The following is a 20,792-nucleotide window of genomic DNA, read 5'->3' as shown; positions in this document are numbered from 1 at the left end:
ATTCTTAAATAAAATCGATAAGTACAGCTACCGCCTGACAGGCTATCGGAAAGATAGCTGAACGTTTTTACATGCACTGGACAATAAGCCGGGCACTGCGCCGACATAATAGGGCAGCACCGTAACCCACCAAGACTGACTTGGGTCTAAATAGCTAGGGTTCTTCTTTAAGGTCTTTTTCCATTTTATGCAGTTCTTGCTGGAAAGCTTGATCGAGAAGGCTGGCTCTTTTGCGCCAAGGCTTACGTTCCGGCTCTGGTTGTGCGGCGTAGGTGGTGACTGCCCCGCCGTATACATCCTTGTAACGTTGTTCCTGGCGCTCAAGTTCCGCGCGCAGTTCGTCTTTCGTCACAGTTTTACCTAATAAAGTAGAATTTATTCTGGTGAAAACGCAGAGCTTGGAAAGTTGTTACACAAGATATATCCGGTCCACAGGGCTATTAAACGGCGTAGTCCTTGCCCGGTAATTGTGTAAGCACTTTCTGTAGCTGCACGCGGCTACGGGCACCAGAAAGAACAGCTGTCGTAGCGACAGTTACGAGTTGCAAGCGCGTTGGCTAACAAAATTCGACATCTGCTTGCGAACCGAATCTTGCGCAAACATGGGCAGGGTTCAGATGGATTCACGCTTAGCGCGGAAAATGCACAATCGCTGCAGGGCATAATAGCCAGTCGAATGACGGATACTATCTCCAAGATAAGGGGCGACGTCAACTCTATGTGCACGTTGGGTACGAGACGTCATTTATTTGTGCGGCATTTCTTTGTATGGCAGTTCCCGGCTCCTCTATTTGCAGTATCGATGGAACTTTATAATTGAACGTCGACTTTTGTTCAGATGGTGGCCGTCAGGCGTTGATGATTTATGACTTCGCTCACCACAAAGGGCCATAAAGAAACCGAACATCGAACGGGGTGTGATGGGATATGACGCAAAAAGTAAAACGGCCTCGCTTCGTGGGCGAGGCCGTGCCTAGGGACTTCTCGTGGGTACCTGACCAGTATTTCCAAGAAGTCACTTTGGTGGCCCGTGAAAGGTATAAGGATATTGTGAGCGGGTCAATTGCGATTATCGGCCGTTGGTTCGATAATCGCACAACGGTAAAAGAGTAGACGCAAAAAAAGGCCCCAAAGGCTATCAAACCTGCCTCCAACGGCCATAAAAGCGGTGTTTAGCATGAATGACCAATTACGAAATTCTTTTGCTTCGCTGGCACCGCCCATCGTTGCATCTCCTGCCAAACGAATTCAGGCGCTCACGGGCGATCCTGACTTTATGACGTCTTTGGCCCGAGGACTGGCGGTGGTTCATGCCTTTCAAGAGCGAAAGCGCCAATTGACTATCGCCCAAATCAGCCACCGCACGGAAATTCCTCGCGCCGCTGTGCGCCGTTGCCTGCACACCTTGATTAAGCTCGGGTATGCAACCTGCGATGGTCGTGTCTATTCGTTGCTGCCTAAAGTGTTGACCCTGGGGCATGCCTATTTATCGTCCACACCGCTGGCTATTTCGGCGCAACCTTATCTGGACTGCATGAGTGATCAGCTCCACGAAGCCTGCAACATGGCCACCCTCGAAGGCGACGACATTCTTTATATCGCTCGCTCGGCGACGACCCAACGATTGATCTCGGTGGATTTATCGGTAGGCGGGCGTTTGCCGGCTTATTGCACGTCTATGGGCCGGATTTTGCTAGCTGCGATGGACGACGCGTCGTTGCAGGAGTATCTCGATCATGTCGATTTACAACCCAAAACCAGTCGTACAGTGTCCACTCCTGAAGCGCTGTTGGAATGTCTGCAGCAGGTTCGCCAACAAGGTTGGTGCATCGTTGATCAGGAATTGGAGCAGGGGCTGCGTTCGATAGCAGTCCCGGTGTATGACGCTTCGGGGCAGGTATTGGCTGCGCTTAACGTCAGCACCAGCGCTGGACGAGTAGTGCGTCGCGATCTGGAACAGCGTTTTTTGCCAATTATGCTTGATGCGAGCCGAGACCTGAGTACTCAGCTGTTTACTTGACCGCATGTTTCAACGTCGATCTCTCCCCACAAGCTGGGCGATCAGCGAACACTTAGTCGATTATCGGATTGTTAGCACCCTTGCGTCAGCATAACCTGATGCGAAATCCAGCGCCGTTGTTTTGCGCTATGTAAGTGGTGTGATGTTGAGTTAAGGAGTACTTCCATGGCAGAAATTCTGTCTTTGCACGATGCCGTGAAGCAATTCATCAACGATGGCGACATTGTAGCGCTGGAAGGATTCACTCATCTGATTCCCAGCGCGGCCGGTCATGAAATTATTCGTCAGGGCAAGAAAGCTCTAACGTTGGTTCGCATGACACCCGACCTGATATACGACCAGTTGATCGGCGCCGGTTGTGCGAAAAAACTGATCTTCTCGTGGGGCGGTAATCCAGGTGTCGGTTCTCTGCATCGACTACGAGACGCGGTCGAGAAACAATGGCCACATGAGCTTGAGATTGAGGAGCACAGCCACGCCGACCTTGCTAACGCCTATGTTGCGGGCGCCTCCGGTCTGCCGTTTGCAGTGCTCCGAGCTTATGCTGGATCGGATTTGCCGAAGGTGAATCGTTATATCAAAACCGTGACCTGCCCCTTTACCGGTGAGGTATTGGCGGCAGTTCCGGCGGTGCGTCCTGACGTCACTGTGATTCACGCGCAGAAGGCCGACCGCAAAGGAAACGTGCTGCTGTGGGGCATTCTCGGCGTGCAAAAAGAAGCGGCGTTGGCGGCCAAGCGCTGCATCGTCACCGTCGAAGAGATCGTCGACAACCTGAATGCGCCAATGAACGCTTGCGTATTACCCACTTGGGCCTTGAGCGCGGTGTGTCTGGTACCGGGAGGTGCGCATCCGTCCTACGCGCATGGTTACTACGAGCGGGATAATCGTTTCTACCAAGCGTGGGACGCCATTGCTCGAGACCGTGAAAGCTTTAGTGCGTGGATCGCTGATTACATTCATGGCACCGCTGACTTCGATGAATTCAAAGCCCGGTTGGCCGGTGCACCAGGGACAAAGTCATGACTTACACGACCAATGAAATGATGACTGTCGCTGCGGCCCGTCGATTGAGAAATGGTTCAGTATGCTTCGTGGGTATTGGTCTGCCGTCCAAGGCGGCAAACCTGGCCCGGCTTACTTCTGCGCCAGACGTTGTACTGATTTATGAGTCCGGCCCGATTGGCGCCAAGCCCAGCGTTCTGCCGTTGTCGATCGGTGACGGGGAATTGGCGGAAACCGCTGATACCGTCGTCTCCACAAGCGAGATTTTTCGTTATTGGCTGCAAGGCGGCCGAGTCGACGTCGGTTTTCTAGGCGCGGCTCAAGTCGACCGCTTCGGCAACATCAACACCACGGTGGTCGGCGACTATTACCATCCGAAAGTACGCTTGCCGGGAGCGGGCGGGGCACCGGAGATTGCCGGTTCGGCGAAATCGGTGTTGATCATTCTCAAACAGTCGGCACGAGCGTTCGTTAACAAGCTCGACTTCATCACCTCTGTCGGTCACGGCGAAGGTGGTGATTCGCGCAAAAAACTGGGGCTGCCGGGCGCCGGCCCCGTCGGCATCATTACTGACCTGTGCATCATGGAGCCCGAACTTGTTACCCATGAATTCGTGGTCACCACGCTGCACCCAGGCGTCACCCGGGAGCAGGTGATTGCAGCCACCGGTTGGGACGTGCGCTTTGCCCAGAGCGTCGTAATTTCTGATGTTCCTTCCAACGTCGAATTAACCGCCCTGCGTGATCTGGAGGCGCGAACCGCTGCCGCTCACGGCCAGACGCCGGGAGAAGCATAATGCGTGACGTTTATATTTGTGATGCGATTCGTACGCCCATCGGCCGATTCGGCGGGGGCCTTGCAACGGTGCGTGCTGACAATTTAGCCGCTGTACCGATCAAGGCGCTGATGGAGCGCAACCCATCTGTGGACTGGCGACAGGTTGATGAAGTGTTTTTCGGTTGTGCTAACCAAGCCGGCGAAGATAACCGCAACGTGGCGCGAATGGCTGCTTTGCTGGCGGGCTTGCCGGAGAGTGTTCCTGGCGTCACGCTTAACCGACTTTGCGCGTCTGGGATGGACGCTGTTGGCAGTGCGTTCCGAGCCATCGCCAGCGGTGAGATGGAGCTTGCGATTGCGGGCGGTGTCGAGTCGATGTCCAGGGCGCCCTTCGTCATGGGCAAAGCGGATGCGGCGTTCTCTCGTGACATGAAATTGGAAGACACCACGATTGGCTGGCGCTTTATCAATCCGCTAATGAAGGCTCGATACGGTGTCGACTCAATGCCACAGACCGGCGATAACGTGGCCGAGGATTTCGCAATCTCCCGCGCCGATCAAGACGCCTTCGCGTTACGCAGCCAGCAAAAAGCAGCTATCGCTCAGGCGGCGGGGTTTTTCGACGAAGAAATAGTGCCGGTGCGTATCGTCCATAAAAAAGGTGAAACGGTTGTGTCGCAGGATGAGCATCCTCGTGCCGATACCAGCCTTGAAAGGTTGGGCAAACTCAACCCCATCAATGGCGCTGACAAAACCGTTACGGCGGGTAATGCATCTGGCGTTAACGATGGCGCGGCAGCAATGATTCTGGCCTCTGCCGACGCAGTAAAAAAACACGGATTAACCGCACGTGCCCGTGTCTTGGGCATGGCCAGCGCGGCAGTCGCCCCTCGGGTTATGGGCATTGGCCCGGTGCCCGCTGTTCGCAAATTGGTCGAGCGTCTAGGGCTGTCAGTTACCGATTTCGATGTCATAGAACTCAACGAGGCGTTCGCCAGCCAAGGGCTGGCGGTGTTACGTGAATTGGGCATTGCCGACGACGCACCGCACGTTAATCCAAACGGCGGAGCTATTGCGTTGGGTCATCCACTGGGCATGAGCGGCGCGCGCCTAGTGCTGACAGCGCTACATCAGCTGGAAAAAACCGGCGGCCATAAAGCCCTTGCAACGATGTGTGTGGGGGTCGGCCAAGGGCTGGCGCTAGCCATCGAGCGCGTCTGACTACTGCCTCGGCGAACATCCAAAATCTGGCCTGCTTCAATTAAGGAGCAACTAGTTCTGGATGAATGTGTTTTGGGGCGTGGGTCGGTAACAGAATATGTCTAGAATGGGGCCGTGACCCCTCAGAGTGAGCTACTAATGACAATAACAACTACAGCTATACCCGAGCCTGCACATTACACCCCGGAAGAACGCAAAAAGCGGATCTTCGCCATCGTCGGTGCCTCTTCGGGCAACCTGGTTGAGTGGTTCGATTTCTACGTGTATGCCTTTTGCGCGATCTATTTTGCGCCTGCGTTTTTCCCTTCTGACGATCCGACTGTTCAACTGCTCAACACAGCAGGTGTGTTTGCTGCGGGCTTCTTGATGCGTCCGATTGGTGGCTGGTTGTTTGGTCGAGTGGCCGACAAGCATGGCCGCAAAAACTCGATGATGATTTCAGTACTGATGATGTGTGGTGGTTCGTTGGTCATTGCCTGCCTGCCAACCTATGCCTCGATTGGCGCTTGGGCACCCGCGCTGTTGTTGGTGGCTCGGCTGTTTCAAGGCTTGTCCGTCGGCGGTGAGTACGGCACTACGGCGACCTACATGAGCGAAATTGCCCTTAGAGGGCAGCGTGGCTTTTTCGGATCATTCCAGTATGTAACTCTGATTGGCGGCCAATTGTTGGCGGTGTTGACGGTGGTGATCCTGCAACAGTTCCTCGACTCTAGTGAGCTGAAGGCTTACGGCTGGCGAATTCCGTTTGTGATTGGTGCCATTGCTGCATTGATTTCATTGTTCTTGCGCCGCTCGCTTAAAGAAACCAGCAGCGCAGAAATGCGTAATGATAAAGATGCCGGCAGTATCTCGGCCTTGTTTCGCGATCATAAAGCAGCATTCATTACCGTACTGGGCTACACGGCCGGTGGCTCGCTGATTTTCTACACCTTTACCACGTACATGCAGAAATACCTGGTGAACACGGGCGGCATGACCCCGAAAACCGCCAGCTACATCATGACCTGTGTGTTGTTCCTCTATATGTGCATGCAACCATTGTTCGGCATGTTAGCGGACAAAATCGGCCGTCGTAATTCGATGTTATGGTTCGGTGCGCTCGGCACCCTATGCACTGTACCGATCCTGATGACCCTGAAAACCACCACCAATCCATTCATAGCCTTCTTGCTGATTACCTTTGCGCTGGCGATTGTCAGCTTCTATACCTCGATCAGTGGCCTGGTGAAAGCGGAGATGTTTCCGCCAAAAATTCGTGCGTTAGGTGTTGGGCTTGCTTATGCAGTCGCTAATGCTATTTTCGGCGGCTCAGCGGAATTTGTCGCGCTTTCACTGAAAAATCAGGGCATGGAGAGCAACTTTTATTGGTACGTGACGGTCATGATGGCGGTCGCATTTCTGTTCAGCTTGCGACTGCCTAAACAGCCGGTGTATCTGCATCACGACCATTGATCTATCTGCGCGCGCTCGTCCGGGCGCGCGTCATTAAGACACTGGGTTCTAACGAAGTGTCCGAGGGAGGCCGCTATGGGATTTTTACAACTCGCCGACGGTGATTTGCATTACCAACTCGAAGGTCCAGAAGGCGCACCGGTACTGGTGTTATCCAATTCCTTGGGCACAAATCTGCAGATGTGGGACACCCAGATGCCAACCTTCATCAAGTACTTTCGGGTGCTGCGCTACGACACCCGTGGGCACGGACGCTCGCTGGTCACCCCCGGGCCCTATAGCATCAGGCAATTAGCTATTGATGTGTTGACGTTGCTCGACGGACTGTCGATCCCCCAAGCGCATTTTTGCGGCATATCCATGGGCGGGCTGATCGGGCAGTGGCTGGGGATTCATGCCAACGAACGCTTGCGCAAACTTGTGCTGTGCAATACCGCCGCGAAAATTGGCGGCCCGCAGATGTGGGAATCGCGCATTGCAACCATACAGCGTGATGGCGGATCGGCCATGGCCGCCTTGCGTGACGAGTCCGTCGCACGCTGGTTTACCCCGGGATTTGAGGATGCCTACCCGGAAAAGGTAACGCCCATCACCGACATGCTCGCTGCCTCCTCGCCGGAAGGTTATGTCGCTTGCTGCGCTGCTGTGCGTGACGCGGATTTCAGTGATCAGTTAGGTTCGATCAGCGCGCCGACATTGGTGATCTCAGGCATCCTGGACCCGGTAACGCCACCTGCAGGCGGGCGATTTCTCAACGAGCACATTCCGTACTCTTTGCTCGAAGAAGTTCACGCAGCGCATCTTTCCAACATCGAAGCGGGGGATGTGTTCACCAGTCATGTACGGGAGTTTTTGTTAGGTTGAGTTTCAAGATTGATCCGGGTGCAATTAGTACCGCGGTTTTTGCGGCAACAGCGCTGAGGGTTCCTGACTCAATGCCCCATTCGGTAATTCCGCGCCCGCCGGTTACCGAATCGGCATAACGGGTTCAGGATGAAAAAAAACCCACCAAACGGTGGGTTTTTTATGCGCAGTCGAAACTAGAAGAGTCTGGTTTCTGGAACGTCGCCTGTAGTGGGTTTGTTTTGGTTAGCGGTTTGTTCGTACCAACCGCCACCTAAGGCTTTGTACAGATTAACTTCGCTGGTCAGCTGCGAGAGACGGTCACTGATCAACGATTGCTGCGCAGAAAACAACTGGCGCTGGGCATCAAGGAACGTCAGGTTGCTGTCGATACCGATGCGATAACGACGTTCAGCCAAACGGTAGTAGTCCCGGTTAGCGGTGACCAGATCGCGTTGTGCTTGAAGTTGCTCGTTGTAGGTTTGGCGTGATGCCAAGCCGTCAGAGACTTCTTGGAACGCTGTCTGAATCGTTTTCTCGTAGTTGGCGACGCCAATGTCTTTTTGAATCTTCGAGTAGTCCAAGCTTGCACGTAGACTGCCTGCGTTGAATATAGGCAGGCTGATTTGCGGCTGGAACAACCAAGTACCCGACCCACCCTTGAACAGACCCGACAAGTCCGCGCTGCCAGTACCGGCGCTGGCCGTCAGGCTGATGCTTGGGAAGAACGCTGCTCTTGCCGCGCCGATATTAGCGTTGGCCGCTTTGAGCTGATGTTCCGCCTCAAGGATGTCGGGGCGACGCTGCAACAAGTCCGACGGTAAGCCTGCTGGCATTTGCGCAAGAATATCGCTAGCGAGGGGTTGGTTCGCTGGCAGATTGGCGGGCAACCCGGTACCCAATAGCAGCGTCAGGCTGTTCACATCTTGCGCAACCAGACGTTGATATTGCGCAAGCTTGACACGAGCGCCTTCGACTGAAGTGCGCGATTGCGCCAAGTCGAGCGCCGACGATACTCCGACTTCGCTAGTGCGCAAGGTAAGCTTATAGCTCTGCTCGAACGCCTTAAGTGTGTCTTGAGTCAGCTTGAGTTGTTCCTGGTCAGCAACCCAGGTCAGGTAGGCGTTGGCTACGTTGGCCACCAAGCTGATCTGCGTGCTACGGCGGGCTTCCTCACTGGAAAAATACGTCTCAAGTGCTTGCTGACTAAGGCTGCGAATGCGACCAAACAGATCCAGTTCGTAAGCGCTGAGGCCCAACGTTGCTGAATACTGACCGCCTACAGCAGCTGTTCCGGTCCTTGATAAATCTGCAGGAGTTCGCGTACGAGAGGCGCTTCCGTCGGCCGAAATTGCCGGATATAGGTCTGCGCGCTGAATGCGATATTGCGCGCGATAACCGTCTATGTTCAGCGCCGCGACACGCAGATCACGGTTATTGACCAGTGCAGTCTGGATCAGTTGTTGCAGAGCCTGATCCTTAAAGAACTGCCGCCAGCCTTGTTCGGCCGCTGCGACATTTGCTGATTCATTTGGCGAATAGGCAGCACCCTGCGGGTATTGCGCCGCGACAGGTACTGCAGGCTGCATGTAATTAGGAATCAACGAGCAGCCGCTAAGAATGAACGCAGTGACTGCCAGCGAGATCAAGGACTTGCTCATTGGCTCGCCTCATCGTGTGGAATTTTTTTCGGTTTGCTCTTGAACAGCGACGATACCGAAACGAAGAACAGGGGCACCCAAAAAATCGCCAGAACAGTCGCCGTGATCATCCCTCCGATAACCCCTGTACCGATCGAGTGCTGACTGCCGGAGCCTGCGCCTGTGGAGATCGCCAACGGGACCACGCCGAGGATGAACGCTGCAGAGGTCATCACAATCGGTCGTAGACGCATCCGGCAGGCTTCGATCGCGGCCTCGGTATAGCTCTTACCTTGTTCATGCAATTCCTTTGCGAACTCGACGATCAAAATGGCGTTTTTCGCCGATAGACCTACCGTTACCAACAAGCCCACCTTGAAGAATACGTCGTTGGACAACCCTCGCAAACTGGTGGCCATCAACGCACCGATGACCCCCAATGGCACCACGAGCATGACCGCGATCGGAATCGACCAGCTTTCATACAGGGCCGCTAGGCACAGAAACACAATCAACAGCGAAAGTGCGTACAGCGCCGGCGCCTGGGAACCAGACAAGCGTTCTTCATACGACAGACCGGTCCAGGAATAGCCGATACCTGCCGGAAGTTGCTTGGCCAGACGTTCAACCTCATCCATGGCTTGGCCGGTGCTGTAACCCGGTGCCGGAGTACCGAGTATTTCTTCAGCCGTTACACCGTTATAGCGCGACAGTTTGGGTGAGCCGTAAACCCAGCTTCCCGAGGCGAAGGAGGCAAAAGGAACCATGGTGCCGGTCGCGCTGCGTACGTACCACTTCTTCAAATCTTCAGGCGTCATCCGCGCGCTGGCCTCGCCCATAATGAACACTTTCTTGACTCGGCCGCGGTCGATGAAGTCATTGATGTAGCTGCCACCGAGTGCAACCGACAACGTAGTGTTTATGTTCGTCATCGTCACGCCCAAGGCGTTAGCGCGTTCGTCGTCAATCACCAATTGGTATTGCGGCTCATCGTTCAAACCGTTGGGCCGGACACCTGCCAGGATTTTGCTCTTGGCCGCCAGACCGAGGAACTGTCCGCGTGCTTCCATTAATTTGGTATGGCCCACGCCGCCCTGGTCCTGGAGATAGAAGTCGAAGCCGGTCGCGTTCCCCAGTTCAAGAACCGATGGAGGAACGACGGCGAAGGTCATCGAGTCCCGGAAGCTGAAGAAGTGTGCCTGAGCACGCTTGGCCAGTTCGAACACAGTGTTTGCGGACCCTGGACGCTCATTCCAAGGCTTCAACAGGATAAATGCCAAGCCGGAGCTTTGACCGCGGCCGGCAAAGTTGAAGCCGTTGACGGTGAACACCGATTGCACCGATGACGATTCGGAGTCGAGCAAGTAGGAGCGCATTTTGTCGAGAACGACCTGAGTACGTTCTGCCGTTGAGCCTGCCGGGGTTTGGACCTGGGCGAAAATGACCCCTTGGTCTTCTTCAGGGAGGAATGCGCTCGGGATGCGGGTGAACATCCAGATCATGCCAGCCAAAATTAGCGCATAGACCAAAAACGCCGGAATCTTGTGCTTGATCATATTGCCGACACCGCGCTCGTAACTGAGCACGCCGCGGTCGAAGGTGCGATTGAACCATCCGAAAAAACCGCGTTTAGGCTGGCCATGTTTCTCTGGGTCAATCGGCTTCAGCATGGTTGCGCAAAGAGCTGGGGTGAAAATCAATGCGACCAACACGGAGAGTGCCATGGCTGACACAATAGTGATCGAGAACTGCCGATAGATCACACCGGTAGAGCCGCCAAAGAATGCCATCGGCAGCAGAACCGCCGACAACACCATCGCGATACCCACCAATGCACCCTGGATTTGGCCCATGGATTTTACGGTGGCGTCTCTGGGCGAGAGATGCTCCTCGGCTATGACCCGCTCGACGTTTTCGACCACCACAATCGCATCGTCCACCAGCAAGCCGATGGCCAACACCACACCAAACATGGTCAGGGTGTTGATAGTGAAACCGACGGCTGCAAGGATACCGAAGGTTCCCAGCAGCACGACCGGGATGGTCATGGTGGTAATGAGCGTGGCGCGCAAGTTCTGCAGGAACAGGAACATCACCAGGAATACCAGGACGATCGCCTCAATCAAGGTGTGAACAACCCCGTTAATCGATTCGGTGATCACTGGTGTGGTGTCATACGGATAAACCGCGCGCATGCCTGGCGGGAAGAACGGTTCGAGCTGAGCAACCGTTGCCCGGATCGCTTTAGAAGTATCCAGTGCGTTGGCGCCCGTTGCCAGTTTGATGGCCAGACCAGAGGCAGGTTTTCCGTTGAATTGCGCGCTGACGCTGTAGTTTTCTCCGCCAAGGGCGACATCGGCAACATCGCTCAACCGAACCTGCGAACCATCGAGGTTGACTTTGAGCAGGATGTTCTTGAACTGCTCAGCGGTTTGCAGACGGGTTTTGCCGATGATCGTAGCGTTTAGTTGCTGACCGGGGAGTGCTGGAAGGCCGCCGATTTGACCCGACGAAATCTGCACGTTCTGCGCCGCAACTGCCGCTGATACATCCACCGGCGTAAGTTTGAAGTTGTTTAGTTTAGCCGGGTCAAGCCAGATACGCATCGCGTACTGGGCACCGAAAACCTGGAAGTCACCGACCCCGGAGGTCCGCGAAATAGGGTCCTGCATATTGGAAACAATGTAATTGGCCAGGTCGTCCCTGGTCATACTGCCGTCGTCAGAGACCAAGCCTATAACAAGCAGAAAGTTTCTCACGGCCTTGGTTACACGAATACCCTGTTGCTGCACTTCTTGTGGAAGCAAGGGCGTCGCCAGGTTCAACTTGTTCTGCACTTGAACTTGAGCGATGTCCGGGTTGGTGCCCTGGTTGAATGTCGCGGTGATGGTCATGCTGCCGTCAGAGTTACTCTCTGAGCCGACATAACGTAGATTATCAATACCGTTGAGCTGCTGTTCGATTACCTGAACCACGGTGTCTTGCACGGTTTGCGCAGAGGCGCCTGGGTAAGTTACCGAAATCGCGATCGCGGGTGGTGCAATGGCTGGGTATTGGTTGATCGGCAGTTTGGCAATGGCCAATGCCCCGATCAACATGATCATCAGGGCGATCACCCATGCGAAAATTGGTCGGTCGATAAAAAATTTCGACATGATTACTCCCCTTTACTGCTCGCGGCTTTATCAGTGGCCGGTGCAGGTGCCGGGTTAGCAGGGGCGACGTTAGTTGCCTCAGTTGCTTTGACTTCCACGCCAGGCTTGACGTACTGAAGGCCTTCGGTAATTACTCGATCACCCACTTTAAGGCCACTGTCAATCAACCACTGGCTGCCCGCAGTCGTCGAGGCCGTGAGCTGACGCAGTTCAACTTTGTTGTCCGCGTTAACGATCAGCGCTGTTGGGGAGCCTTTTAAATCACGGGTTATGCCCTGTTGTGGTACCAGAATGGCTGCCGAGTTTATGCCCGCCTGCAATTGTGCATGGACGAACATACCCGGCAGCAATGTGTGTTTGGGGTTAGGGAACTTGGCGCGCAGGGTTACGGAACCAGTGGTCTGGTCGACCGATACTTCTGAGAATTCCAGTTTGCCTTCAAGTGGGTAGGCGCTGTTGTCTTCCAGAGTCAATTTGACCTTGGCAGCGTTATCACCGGCTTTTTGCAATTTGCCGCTATCCAGTTGACGACGCAGTGCCAGCAGGTCTGCGGACGACTGGGTAACATCGACGTAGATCGGGTCAAGTTGTTGAATCACCGCCATGGCATTGGTCTGGGCATTGTTAACCAACGCACCTTCAGTCACGGCAGAGCGACCAATGCGACCCGAAATAGGTGCAAGTACCTTGGTGTAGCGCAGGTTAATTTCGGCGGTTTGCAAGGCTGCCTGGGCTTCAAGGCTGCTGGCCCGCGCCGTGTCGAATTCTTGACGGCTTACAGCTTGCTCGTTGACCAACTGCTTGTAGCGATCAGACAACGACTTGGCCGACTGTAAAGTCGCCTTGGCGCTGGTAGCTGTAGCTTCGTAGATAGCTGGATCGATCTGGTAGAGCTGATCACCCGCTTTGACGTCGCCGCCTTCAGTGAACAATCGCTTGAGAATGATGCCATTGACTTGGGGACGAACTTCGGCGATGCGAAACGCAGTCGTTCGCCCCGGAAGATCGGTTGTCTGGGTGTAAGTCTGAGTTTTCACGGTAACTACGCCGACCTGAGGAGGGGGTGGGGCAGGCGCCGCCTCTTGCTTTTGATTACATCCGCTCAGCAGTGATGCCAACGCGATTGCAGCCACCAGAACGGAAACAGCTGGCTTGAAATGCATGAAGATCCTCGGGTCAGGAGCTTAAGTAGCTCGAGAAAGTGAAAAAAGGTTTCGGCTAGATAATTAGGTTGCTAATGAATATACTTACGTTCATGGTTGTTTGTAAATACCCGTCCTGAGTTGTCTGATAGGGCGAGCTGGAAATTGTAGGCCCGGGACAAGGCAATACAAAGGCTGCCCGGTAAGGTCTTTCGCTCAGAGCTATAGGCCAAAGATAAATTAATTGAGGTTTTACTGCCATGGTCCGACGCACGAAAGAAGAAGCTCAGGAAACGCGGAGCCAAATTCTGGAAGCTGCCGAGAAAGCCTTTTATGAGCGAGGCGTAGCCCGCACCACGTTGGCCGATGTAGCAGCCCTTGCAGGTGTGACGCGAGGCGCTATCTACTGGCACTTCAGTAACAAAGCCGATCTGGTTCAAGCAATGCTTGACAGCTTGCATGAGCCCCTCGAAGAAATGGCCCGCGCCAGCGAAAGTGAAGATGAAGTAGACCCGCTGGGCTGCATGCGCAAGCTTCTGATAAATTTGTTTCAGCAAGTTGCGCTTGATCCGAAAACTCGTCGCATCAATGAAATTTTGTTTCATAAATGTGAATTTACCGATGAAATGTGTGATTTGCGTCGTCAGCGGCAAATTGCCGCGCTTGAATGTAACGACCGTATGGGCCTCGCTTTAACTAACGCCGTGCGTAAGGGCCAAATGCCAGCTGCATTGAATACGGTCCGTGCATCGATCTGTCTGCATGCCTATGTTGATGGCATTCTTGGTCAGTGGTTACTAATCCCGGACAGCTATAACCTGAGTAAAGATGCCGAGGTGCTGGTCGACACCGGCTTGGACTTGCTGCGGCTGAGTCCTGCCCTGCGCGGCTGACCATATGGGTTAGGGCGCTATCGGAATGAATATAATTGGATAGCACCTCGCCTGTACTTATAGCGTTGTACTCCTCATTTTAATAGTTGATTTGCAAAGTACTAACGTCTCGTTTTTGAGGCGTCGGTCCGTCGCTGTTGTTAATGCTTTGGTTTGGTTCTTGATGTTTTTCTAACTTTGCCCTACGGATATCGAAGGCCGCCCCTCGCAAGGTTGTTGAGGCGGGACCAATGAATGCTTCGAAAGTCTGCGTAAATTTGTGCCCTGCGAGTAGGACGATTCTTTATCGATGTAGCTGATTTCCCAAACTAATTTCGGTGTATTGCCCCCTTTTTAAAGACCGTTCAGTCTCCGCAGTCAGAAAATAAATGATTGTGGGGACCGGGTATGTCGGAAAAGACCTTGGATGACGTGAAGGCTTTGAATAGGCTGGCTGATCAGGCAGAAAATTTCGCGTTAAACTCAATTCAGGGTCTACCGATCGTTCGGCTTGGGTTGATTGCCACGCTGTACTTCAAGCGCGGGGACACGGCGGAAATCAAGTCACGTGTAACTGACTGTTTTAGCAGATTTCGTAAAGAATTCAGGTGTTATTTAAGCTGCCAGCTCTACAAAAAACAGCGCAAGCTGACTGCCAGTAGCTTTGCGTACTGCCGTAACAAAATACTTGAAAGTTCGCCAGATGATCAATTTGTGTGGTCTATCGGCAGTGCCACCTTGCAGCAGGTAGCTCAATATCGACTATTTGTAATGAATACCCCTCGCAGCCAATCTTCAATAGACCGCTCGTGTTTGAAGATGGTATTGCCATGGTCAATCCTGCTTGAGCCCGATGGCGCTCGACGTTACCAAGAATGGCTCAAGTATTTGTGCAATCAAGTGCGTGCTGAGCATGGCTACGGTGGCTTAGCCTGTACGCTTCCCTATGACGGTCAGCAATATTTTTCGCAGGAGTTCTTATTGGCAAAACAGTACATCGGCTTAATAGTTGATCCTTCGCCCCACATAGAAAGTTTAAGACTGCTGGACCATATCAAGGGCGTGAGTTGGTACACGGTGCTGGGAAGTCGATTTGTCAGTCAGCTGGGTGGGAACGACGCGTTAAGACGTCGGCTGAGTGGTCGCAGCGACATTGTTTTCCAGTCATACGATGACGGTCTGATTATTCGTGCGGGGCAATTACCGAGCTTGGGCGGATCGGATGGAGAAACGCCAGCTGCTTATGTCGAAATTAATAAAGCCGTCAAACCGATTCGTGTGCGAGCTACAGGGTGTCTTCATCCTTATTCAATTTTGGGCGAAACCTTCGGAGAAGCGGCTTCCATCGCTTGGCACGCTCGGTTCGATGAGCAGCCGCCGGCACCACTGGATGCTGGCGAAACCTGTACGCACACGGGCTATTGGTCAAGTAATGCTAAGGCACGTTCGCGGGGTTTATTTCATACGGGCGACATCATGCCAACTTTTCCACACTTGAAAGGGCGGACTCAATGGTTTTGGGTGGGAGCGGCTGAATGAGCGTTCGCTCCGCGATTGGCGAGTTAGGGGTGGCATTGCCGAAGTATTTCGTCATCCAAGGATCCCAAGTTGCTTCTTCGGTATTGGGATACCCATTGTCTTCTGCTTCTTTCAAGAACCTGAGTAACTGCTCTCTATCACCGTCGGGGTACATCGAGCGTTCAACGTCAGATTGCGCATCGCAGAAAGCGATGATCGCTTTATAAGGAATACCGTCGCGGTTGCTGTTTCTGGTCATGTATTCGAAGTCTTTTCTCTGCTGCGTGCGTGACGCCAAGTAGCGTTCGGCAGGGGTATGGTTGCCGGTCTCATCGTAGAGGATGTCGCATAATTCCTCTCTCGAAAGTGAGTCATAAGGGTTGCCGATTTCGGTACGGGTGGTATGTGAAATAAAAAGAAAAGAAGCGACTTGCTCCGCTTGTGCCAGCCTATCGTGGGAGGTGTCCAACGGTTTTTGCATCAGCAGCGGTGATGTTTGTCCTTGACTGTTTACTTGATTGATAACCCGACTTTCCAGCTCGACGCTCCGTGGGTGCGATGCCAGATAGCTTGAAGTTCGGACTTCGATCGCGGTGTGTTTACTGCTGATTGTTCGTGGCGGTACAACCCGTGGGCTTCAGGTGAAAGGGTTACTGACGCAGTGTTATCACTGCTGGAATTTTGCCCTGAGGATGTTTGCGTGGCTGATTCGTAACTTGGCTGATCCCCCCGAGTAACGGTGGTTGGAATGATGAATGTTGGAATATTTGAACTAACTGGCATCGACATGAAAAAGCTCCCTGCTGGATAACGCTCGCCCGTGAATACGCTCAACTGCATTCATGCCGCAGCAGGGGCGGACTCAGTGGTTTTGGCTGGCAGGGGTTCAATGAGCGTGCACTGCGCAACGAGCGAGTTAGCATCAGACTTGCGGAAATATTTGCTCATCCACGGGTCCCAGGTTGCTTCTTCGGTATTGGGATACCCATTGTCTTCTGCTTCTTTCAAGAACCTGAGTAGCTGCTCCCTATGACCTTCGGGGTACATCGAGCGCTCGACGTCTGATTGCGCATCGCAGAAAGCGATTAGCGCGCGATAAGGAGTACCGTCGCGGTTGGTGTTCCTGGTCATGTATTCGAAGTCTTTTAGCTGCTGGGTGCGTGACGCCAGGTAACGTTCGGCGGGGGTATGGTTGCCGGTCTCGTCATAAAGGATGTCGCATAATTCGTCTCTCGAAAGAGATTCGTACGGGTTGCCGGTTTCACTGCCAGTGGTATGTGAGAAAAGCATAAATGAGGCGGCTTGTTCCGCTTGAGCCAACCTGGCGGGGGATGTGTCCAACGGCTTTTGCATCATCAGCGGCGATGCTTTGCCTTGACTGTTTACTTGCTCCATAAAACCAATTTTCCAGCTCGAAGCTCCCTGAGTGCGGTGCCAGATAGCTTGAAGTTCGGCTTTTGACCGGGGCGTTGTTTTTACGGATTGTTCTTCTTGGTATAACCCCTGCGCTTCTTTGGAAATGGTTACTGACGACGTGGTTTCACTCTGGGCGTCATGCGCCAGTGCCGTTGATGTTTCTCGTGTATTTCCCGTTTGGTCAAAACGGACAAGAAACTGCGGAGGGTAAGACGTTGCGGCAGTCGCGTTGGCGGAAATCGTCATGAGATAGCTCCCTGCTTTTTAAGGCAGGGCACCTGCAGGCAAGTGCCCTGCAGGTGTGTTATTGAATGGTGAAGTTCACGGTGTAGTTAAACGGAATGCCCAGTGTCGGAAGTGAGATCGAGGCAGTACACGTCGCGCGCGATGAGCCGATGGATTCGCCGGCTTTTTTCCAGGTCGGAATATGTCCGCGCATTGATGGCATTGCTAAATGGGACGCCGTGAATCGGCATTTCTTAGTCCCGGCGGTGTAGGTGAAGCGTATGCCCGATGCCTGATAGCCGAAGCTGGTCAATGTGAAATTTGTGCTCCTGCCTCCATCAATTTGGCCGGGGGGCGGCGTGACACTTCCGGAAAATTGCCCAGGGCCAAACACTGCCGACGCAGACGTCCGGTTATTAACGAAAATCTTCGTTTCCGTATTAGCACTGGCCGCCACACTGCTAACGCTCGCCACCAACCCCAAAAAACCAGCCAATACTGCTTTCTTTGCACACTTCATAACGGTCAAATTCCTATCTATCAAATTGATCCATAGCGACCACAATCGGTCGTTTCATCACTCTGTAAATCCTTCCCCTCATCAATCGGCAGCGACGAAAAACCCTTAATACGGACGTTTCCGCTTCGGGTGTGGGACGTTTCTTGATAGGGCTGATGGGCATAAGTGCGGCTTACGTCTAAGCTCTGGCAACTTCAATAATAAGAATGGGGATGCGGTATGAAGCGACTACGGATGAGTGCGATGCTCGGCTGGTTGTTGTGTCTGTGCTTAAGCAGCCAGGCATGGGCAGCTGAAGCCGCCGATGACGGGCAGGCAGCCAAGGATTTGTTGATCAAGGCGCTGGCCGAATACCAGAAGCAAGGTGACAACGCGTTTGCCGAGTTCAGTCGGCAGGGGGAGTTCGTCAATGGCGAACTTTATGTTTTCGTGGTTGATGTGAACGGTGTGATGCTGGCGAGCGGCGGACCGTCGGCCGTATTGATCGGGCGGGACGTGATGCCCACGCTGAGCCCGGATCTACAGAACGCCTTTAAAGACATTCTCAGCACGCAAGCCAACGGCATCCAGGAAGCCGAATACCGCTGGCAAAACCAGAACGACGGCAAGGTCGAACGCAAGCGCGTTTATTACAAGCGTGTGGGTGATCGGGTACTGGCGGTGGGTTATTACCTGCCACGGGCCTCGGCCGAACAAGCCAAAGCGCTATTGGAAAAAGCCTCTGCCGCGCTGGTCAAAGACGAAACCGGTACCATCAACAATATCAACAGCCTGAAAGGCGGTTTCCTCCAGGATGATCTGTACGTATTCGTCGTCGATTTGAATGACCACCGCTATGTCGCCCACGGCACTAACGTGCGGTTGGTTAAAACTGACTTCAGCAAGGTCAAGGATCCGGAAGGCAAACCTGTCGGCGAGTCGATACTGGCGCTCATCAACAAGCAAAACGATGGCGAGTATGATTATCGCTGGCGTAACCCGGTGACCAGCAAAATCGAGAACAAGCACGCTTACGTGCGCAAGGTCGGCCACTTCCTGGTGGCGGTGGGTTATTACAGCCGCTGATCTAGTAGAAAATCATCAGATCGCCCTCGCTTGGCGATCTGATGGGGGCGGGCTTCACGCAGTGCTCTTGTCACCGTGGGCCCGACCACGCAGTAGTTTGTTCGGCATCGCGATAGCGGCGACCAAGCCCAGCAGTGAAATCCCTGCGCTGATCATCAACAGATGGCGAAACGTTAGCGATAGCTCCCCTCGTAAAATCTCCAAGGCCGGGCCACTGGCCGCATTCAAGCTGTCCATCAGCAGATTGCCCGAACTGGCTGCTCCCACCGGTCCGCCATTGAGCTGACCAATCCCGGAATTCTGCAACATCGCCAGCAACAGTGCTGACATCAGCGCAATGCCCACCGCGCCGCCCAGTGAGCGGAACAAGTTGGTAGTACTGGTCGCAACGCCCATGTCGGTGGGATCAACTGAGTTTTGCGTGCCCACCAGTGACGTCGGGAATTGTAAGCCGCAGGCGAAACCGGTCAACACCATTAATACGCTGGTGATCAGAACCGACTGCGGCGGTGTGAACGCCATGCCCAGCACCACGAAGGGCATCATCAGTGCGCCGGCGAGAATCAACGGTTTATAACGCCCTGTCAGCGATGTTCTACGTCCGCCAAAAAAAGCGCCCATCGGCATGCCAATCGCCAGCGGCAACAGGTGCAACGCGGCTGCGTCTGCGCCGCCACCGGTTACGGTCTGGAACCGCAATGGCGTCAGGACGATTAATGAGATCGATTGAAAACTGGTAAAAAACATGGTGCACCAACACAGCACCGCCGTGCGGTTGGCAAACAGATGCATCGGTAACAAAGGCTCCCGTGCTCGGCGCTCGTACCAGACGAAGGTTGCCAGTGCGAGCAGCGCTACGCCGAGCAGCACCAATACTTCGGGGTCGTGCCAGCCATGGCCTTGACCGATCTCGGTGACGCCCAGCAGCAGGGCGCTTAAACCAATGATCATCAAGACCGTGCCTAAGTAGTCGATGATTGGCGTGCGCTGCGGAACGGGCAAACCGATCAATGTCCGTCGGGCGATCCACCAGGCGCTCAGCCCCAGCGGTAAGTTGATCAAAAATACCCAGCGCCAAGACAAGTATTGCGTCATGACGCCGCCCAGTACCGGACCGGCGACACTGGCTACGGCGTACATACCGCTGAAGTACCCTTGATAACGCCCGCGTTCACGCGGCGGCACGATGTCGCCAATGATCGCTTGGCTGACCGAGACCATTCCCCCGGCGCCAATCCCCTGGATGATCCGTGCCAGCACCAATTGCTCCATGCTCTGAGCCATGCCGCAGAACAGCGACGCCAAGGTAAATAGCCCGAGGCCAAACAGCATCAGGTTGCGTCGACCGTAAAGATCGCCGAGCTTGCCGTAGATGGGCACGGCAACGGTCATCGCGACCATATAGGCGGAAATCACCCAGGCGAGGAGATCAAAATCGTGGAACTGGGCGGAGATTGCCGGCATCGAGACCGCAACAATGGTCTGATCAAGCGCGCTAAGAAAGACCGCCATCATGAGCGCGAATAGCACGCTGCGGATAGCAGGTTTGGGTTGGTTCAGACTGGTCAAGATAGCGCCCAACTAGCAGTGAAAACCTGCCGCAAAGGTCGGCAGGAAGAGGCTGGTCAGTCTAATCCGATAGCACGCTATTCGATAGGGCCGTATGCAATGAGGTAGAACGAGAAGGCGGCCTACTTGAGGCTCAGTCCAGCAAAGGTCGCGTCTTGAGGCGCGCAGTGGTTGGCGGTGCAAATGGAGAAACGCGGCGCTTGCCGGGCTTCCTCGATTCTATAAGCACCAGCGGCGTAAATGGCCAAGACGACAGCGACTGAAAGTACGGCCATGGTTCTTCTTTTTGTAATTATCATGTTGCCCACCTCTATCCGACTTTAAAAACGTGTTTTTAAAAGGATTAAGTCA

The 20,792-nt window shown here is 53.9% G+C and carries 18 protein-coding genes; 9 read left to right on the top strand and 9 right to left on the bottom strand.

Annotation, left to right across the window (positions count from 1 at the left end):
• Window positions 1-154: 154 nt before the first annotated feature.
• Window positions 155-352 carry a hypothetical protein gene (locus RGW60_RS14635; RefSeq protein WP_322205278.1) on the bottom strand — a complete coding sequence of 66 codons (198 nt, stop codon included), beginning with the start codon at window positions 350-352 and terminating at the stop codon, window positions 155-157.
• 825 nt (window positions 353-1,177) lie between these two features.
• On the opposite strand from RGW60_RS14635, the gene pcaR reads away from it, so the two are divergent.
• The 6 genes from pcaR to pcaD all read left to right on the top strand — a co-directional run bounded on the left by pcaR (window position 1,178) and on the right by pcaD (window position 7,340).
• A complete protein-coding gene (gene pcaR / locus RGW60_RS14630; protein WP_322205277.1) occupies window positions 1,178-2,020 on the top strand; it encodes a pca regulon transcriptional regulator PcaR in 843 nt (280 codons plus the stop codon).
• A 165-nt stretch (window positions 2,021-2,185) separates the two neighbouring features.
• Window positions 2,186-3,046: a CoA transferase subunit A gene (locus RGW60_RS14625; protein ID WP_322205276.1), complete on the top strand. Its 861-nt coding sequence runs from the start codon at window positions 2,186-2,188 to the stop codon at window positions 3,044-3,046.
• Entirely contained in the window at window positions 3,043-3,822 is a 780-nt protein-coding gene (locus RGW60_RS14620) for a CoA-transferase subunit beta (RefSeq protein ID WP_322205275.1), read from the top strand. Before RGW60_RS14625 ends, RGW60_RS14620 begins: the two co-directional genes overlap by 4 nt.
• Window positions 3,822-5,024, top strand: a complete 1,203-nt coding sequence (gene pcaF / locus RGW60_RS14615; RefSeq protein WP_322205274.1) for a 3-oxoadipyl-CoA thiolase — start codon at window positions 3,822-3,824, stop codon at window positions 5,022-5,024. Before RGW60_RS14620 ends, pcaF begins: the two co-directional genes overlap by 1 nt.
• Window positions 5,025-5,162: 138 nt before the next feature.
• A complete protein-coding gene (locus RGW60_RS14610; RefSeq protein WP_322205273.1) occupies window positions 5,163-6,476 on the top strand; it encodes an MFS family transporter in 1,314 nt (437 codons plus the stop codon).
• Between the two features lie 75 nt (window positions 6,477-6,551).
• Window positions 6,552-7,340: a 3-oxoadipate enol-lactonase gene (gene pcaD, locus RGW60_RS14605; RefSeq protein WP_322205271.1), complete on the top strand. Its 789-nt coding sequence runs from the start codon at window positions 6,552-6,554 to the stop codon at window positions 7,338-7,340.
• Window positions 7,341-7,516: 176 nt separating this feature from the next.
• On the opposite strand, the gene adeC is transcribed toward pcaD, so the two are convergent.
• Genes adeC through RGW60_RS14590 form a run of 3 tightly spaced genes read right to left on the bottom strand, consistent with a single transcriptional unit; the run spans window position 7,517 to window position 13,277 of the window.
• On the bottom strand, window positions 7,517-8,980 hold the full coding sequence (gene adeC / locus RGW60_RS14600) for an AdeC/AdeK/OprM family multidrug efflux complex outer membrane factor (protein WP_322205270.1): 1,464 nt from the start codon (window positions 8,978-8,980) through the stop codon (window positions 7,517-7,519).
• A complete protein-coding gene (locus RGW60_RS14595) occupies window positions 8,977-12,114 on the bottom strand; it encodes an efflux RND transporter permease subunit (RefSeq protein WP_322205269.1) in 3,138 nt (1,045 codons plus the stop codon). Before RGW60_RS14595 ends, adeC begins: the two co-directional genes overlap by 4 nt.
• Window positions 12,115-12,116: 2 nt before the next feature.
• Window positions 12,117-13,277 (bottom strand): efflux RND transporter periplasmic adaptor subunit, encoded by a 1,161-nt coding sequence (locus tag RGW60_RS14590; protein ID WP_322205268.1) that lies wholly within the window; start codon window positions 13,275-13,277, stop codon window positions 12,117-12,119.
• Window positions 13,278-13,516: 239 nt separating this feature from the next.
• On the opposite strand from RGW60_RS14590, the gene RGW60_RS14585 reads away from it, so the two are divergent.
• Entirely contained in the window at window positions 13,517-14,149 is a 633-nt protein-coding gene (locus RGW60_RS14585) for a TetR family transcriptional regulator (RefSeq protein WP_322205267.1), read from the top strand.
• A 387-nt stretch (window positions 14,150-14,536) separates the two neighbouring features.
• The gene (locus RGW60_RS14580; protein ID WP_322205266.1) at window positions 14,537-15,667 is read left to right on the top strand and encodes a DUF3396 domain-containing protein; all 1,131 of its coding nucleotides are present in this window, start codon (window positions 14,537-14,539) and stop codon (window positions 15,665-15,667) included.
• Here RGW60_RS14580 and RGW60_RS14575 read toward each other — a convergent pair.
• The 3 genes from RGW60_RS14575 to RGW60_RS14565 form a co-directional block, all read right to left on the bottom strand.
• Window positions 15,603-16,127, bottom strand: coding sequence for a hypothetical protein (locus tag RGW60_RS14575; protein WP_322205265.1), 525 nt, complete (start codon window positions 16,125-16,127; stop codon window positions 15,603-15,605). The two genes, RGW60_RS14580 and RGW60_RS14575, sit on opposite strands and share 65 nt — an antisense overlap.
• A gap of 359 nt (window positions 16,128-16,486) precedes the next feature.
• On the bottom strand, window positions 16,487-17,308 hold the full coding sequence (locus RGW60_RS14570; RefSeq protein ID WP_322205264.1) for a hypothetical protein: 822 nt from the start codon (window positions 17,306-17,308) through the stop codon (window positions 16,487-16,489).
• 58 nt (window positions 17,309-17,366) lie between these two features.
• Window positions 17,367-17,807, bottom strand: a complete 441-nt coding sequence (locus tag RGW60_RS14565) for a hypothetical protein (protein ID WP_322205263.1) — start codon at window positions 17,805-17,807, stop codon at window positions 17,367-17,369.
• A gap of 219 nt (window positions 17,808-18,026) precedes the next feature.
• Here RGW60_RS14565 and RGW60_RS14560 point away from each other — a divergent pair, with 219 nt between their 5' ends.
• Window positions 18,027-18,872: a cache domain-containing protein gene (locus tag RGW60_RS14560; RefSeq protein ID WP_322205262.1), complete on the top strand. Its 846-nt coding sequence runs from the start codon at window positions 18,027-18,029 to the stop codon at window positions 18,870-18,872.
• A 54-nt stretch (window positions 18,873-18,926) separates the two neighbouring features.
• Here RGW60_RS14560 and RGW60_RS14555 read toward each other — a convergent pair whose 3' ends face one another.
• Together RGW60_RS14555 and RGW60_RS14550 are read right to left on the bottom strand one after the other, a co-directional pair.
• Entirely contained in the window at window positions 18,927-20,441 is a 1,515-nt protein-coding gene (locus RGW60_RS14555; protein WP_322205261.1) for an MDR family MFS transporter, read from the bottom strand.
• A 122-nt stretch (window positions 20,442-20,563) separates the two neighbouring features.
• On the bottom strand, window positions 20,564-20,716 hold the full coding sequence (locus tag RGW60_RS14550; RefSeq protein ID WP_322205260.1) for a hypothetical protein: 153 nt from the start codon (window positions 20,714-20,716) through the stop codon (window positions 20,564-20,566).
• Window positions 20,717-20,792: the final 76 nt, after the last annotated feature.

The organism is Pseudomonas sp. AB6, from assembly GCF_034314105.1.
Classification (GTDB): domain Bacteria; phylum Pseudomonadota; class Gammaproteobacteria; order Pseudomonadales; family Pseudomonadaceae; genus Aquipseudomonas.
The sequence above is the reverse complement of the archived record's forward strand: the minus strand, read 5'-3'. Positions and strand labels throughout refer to the sequence as shown.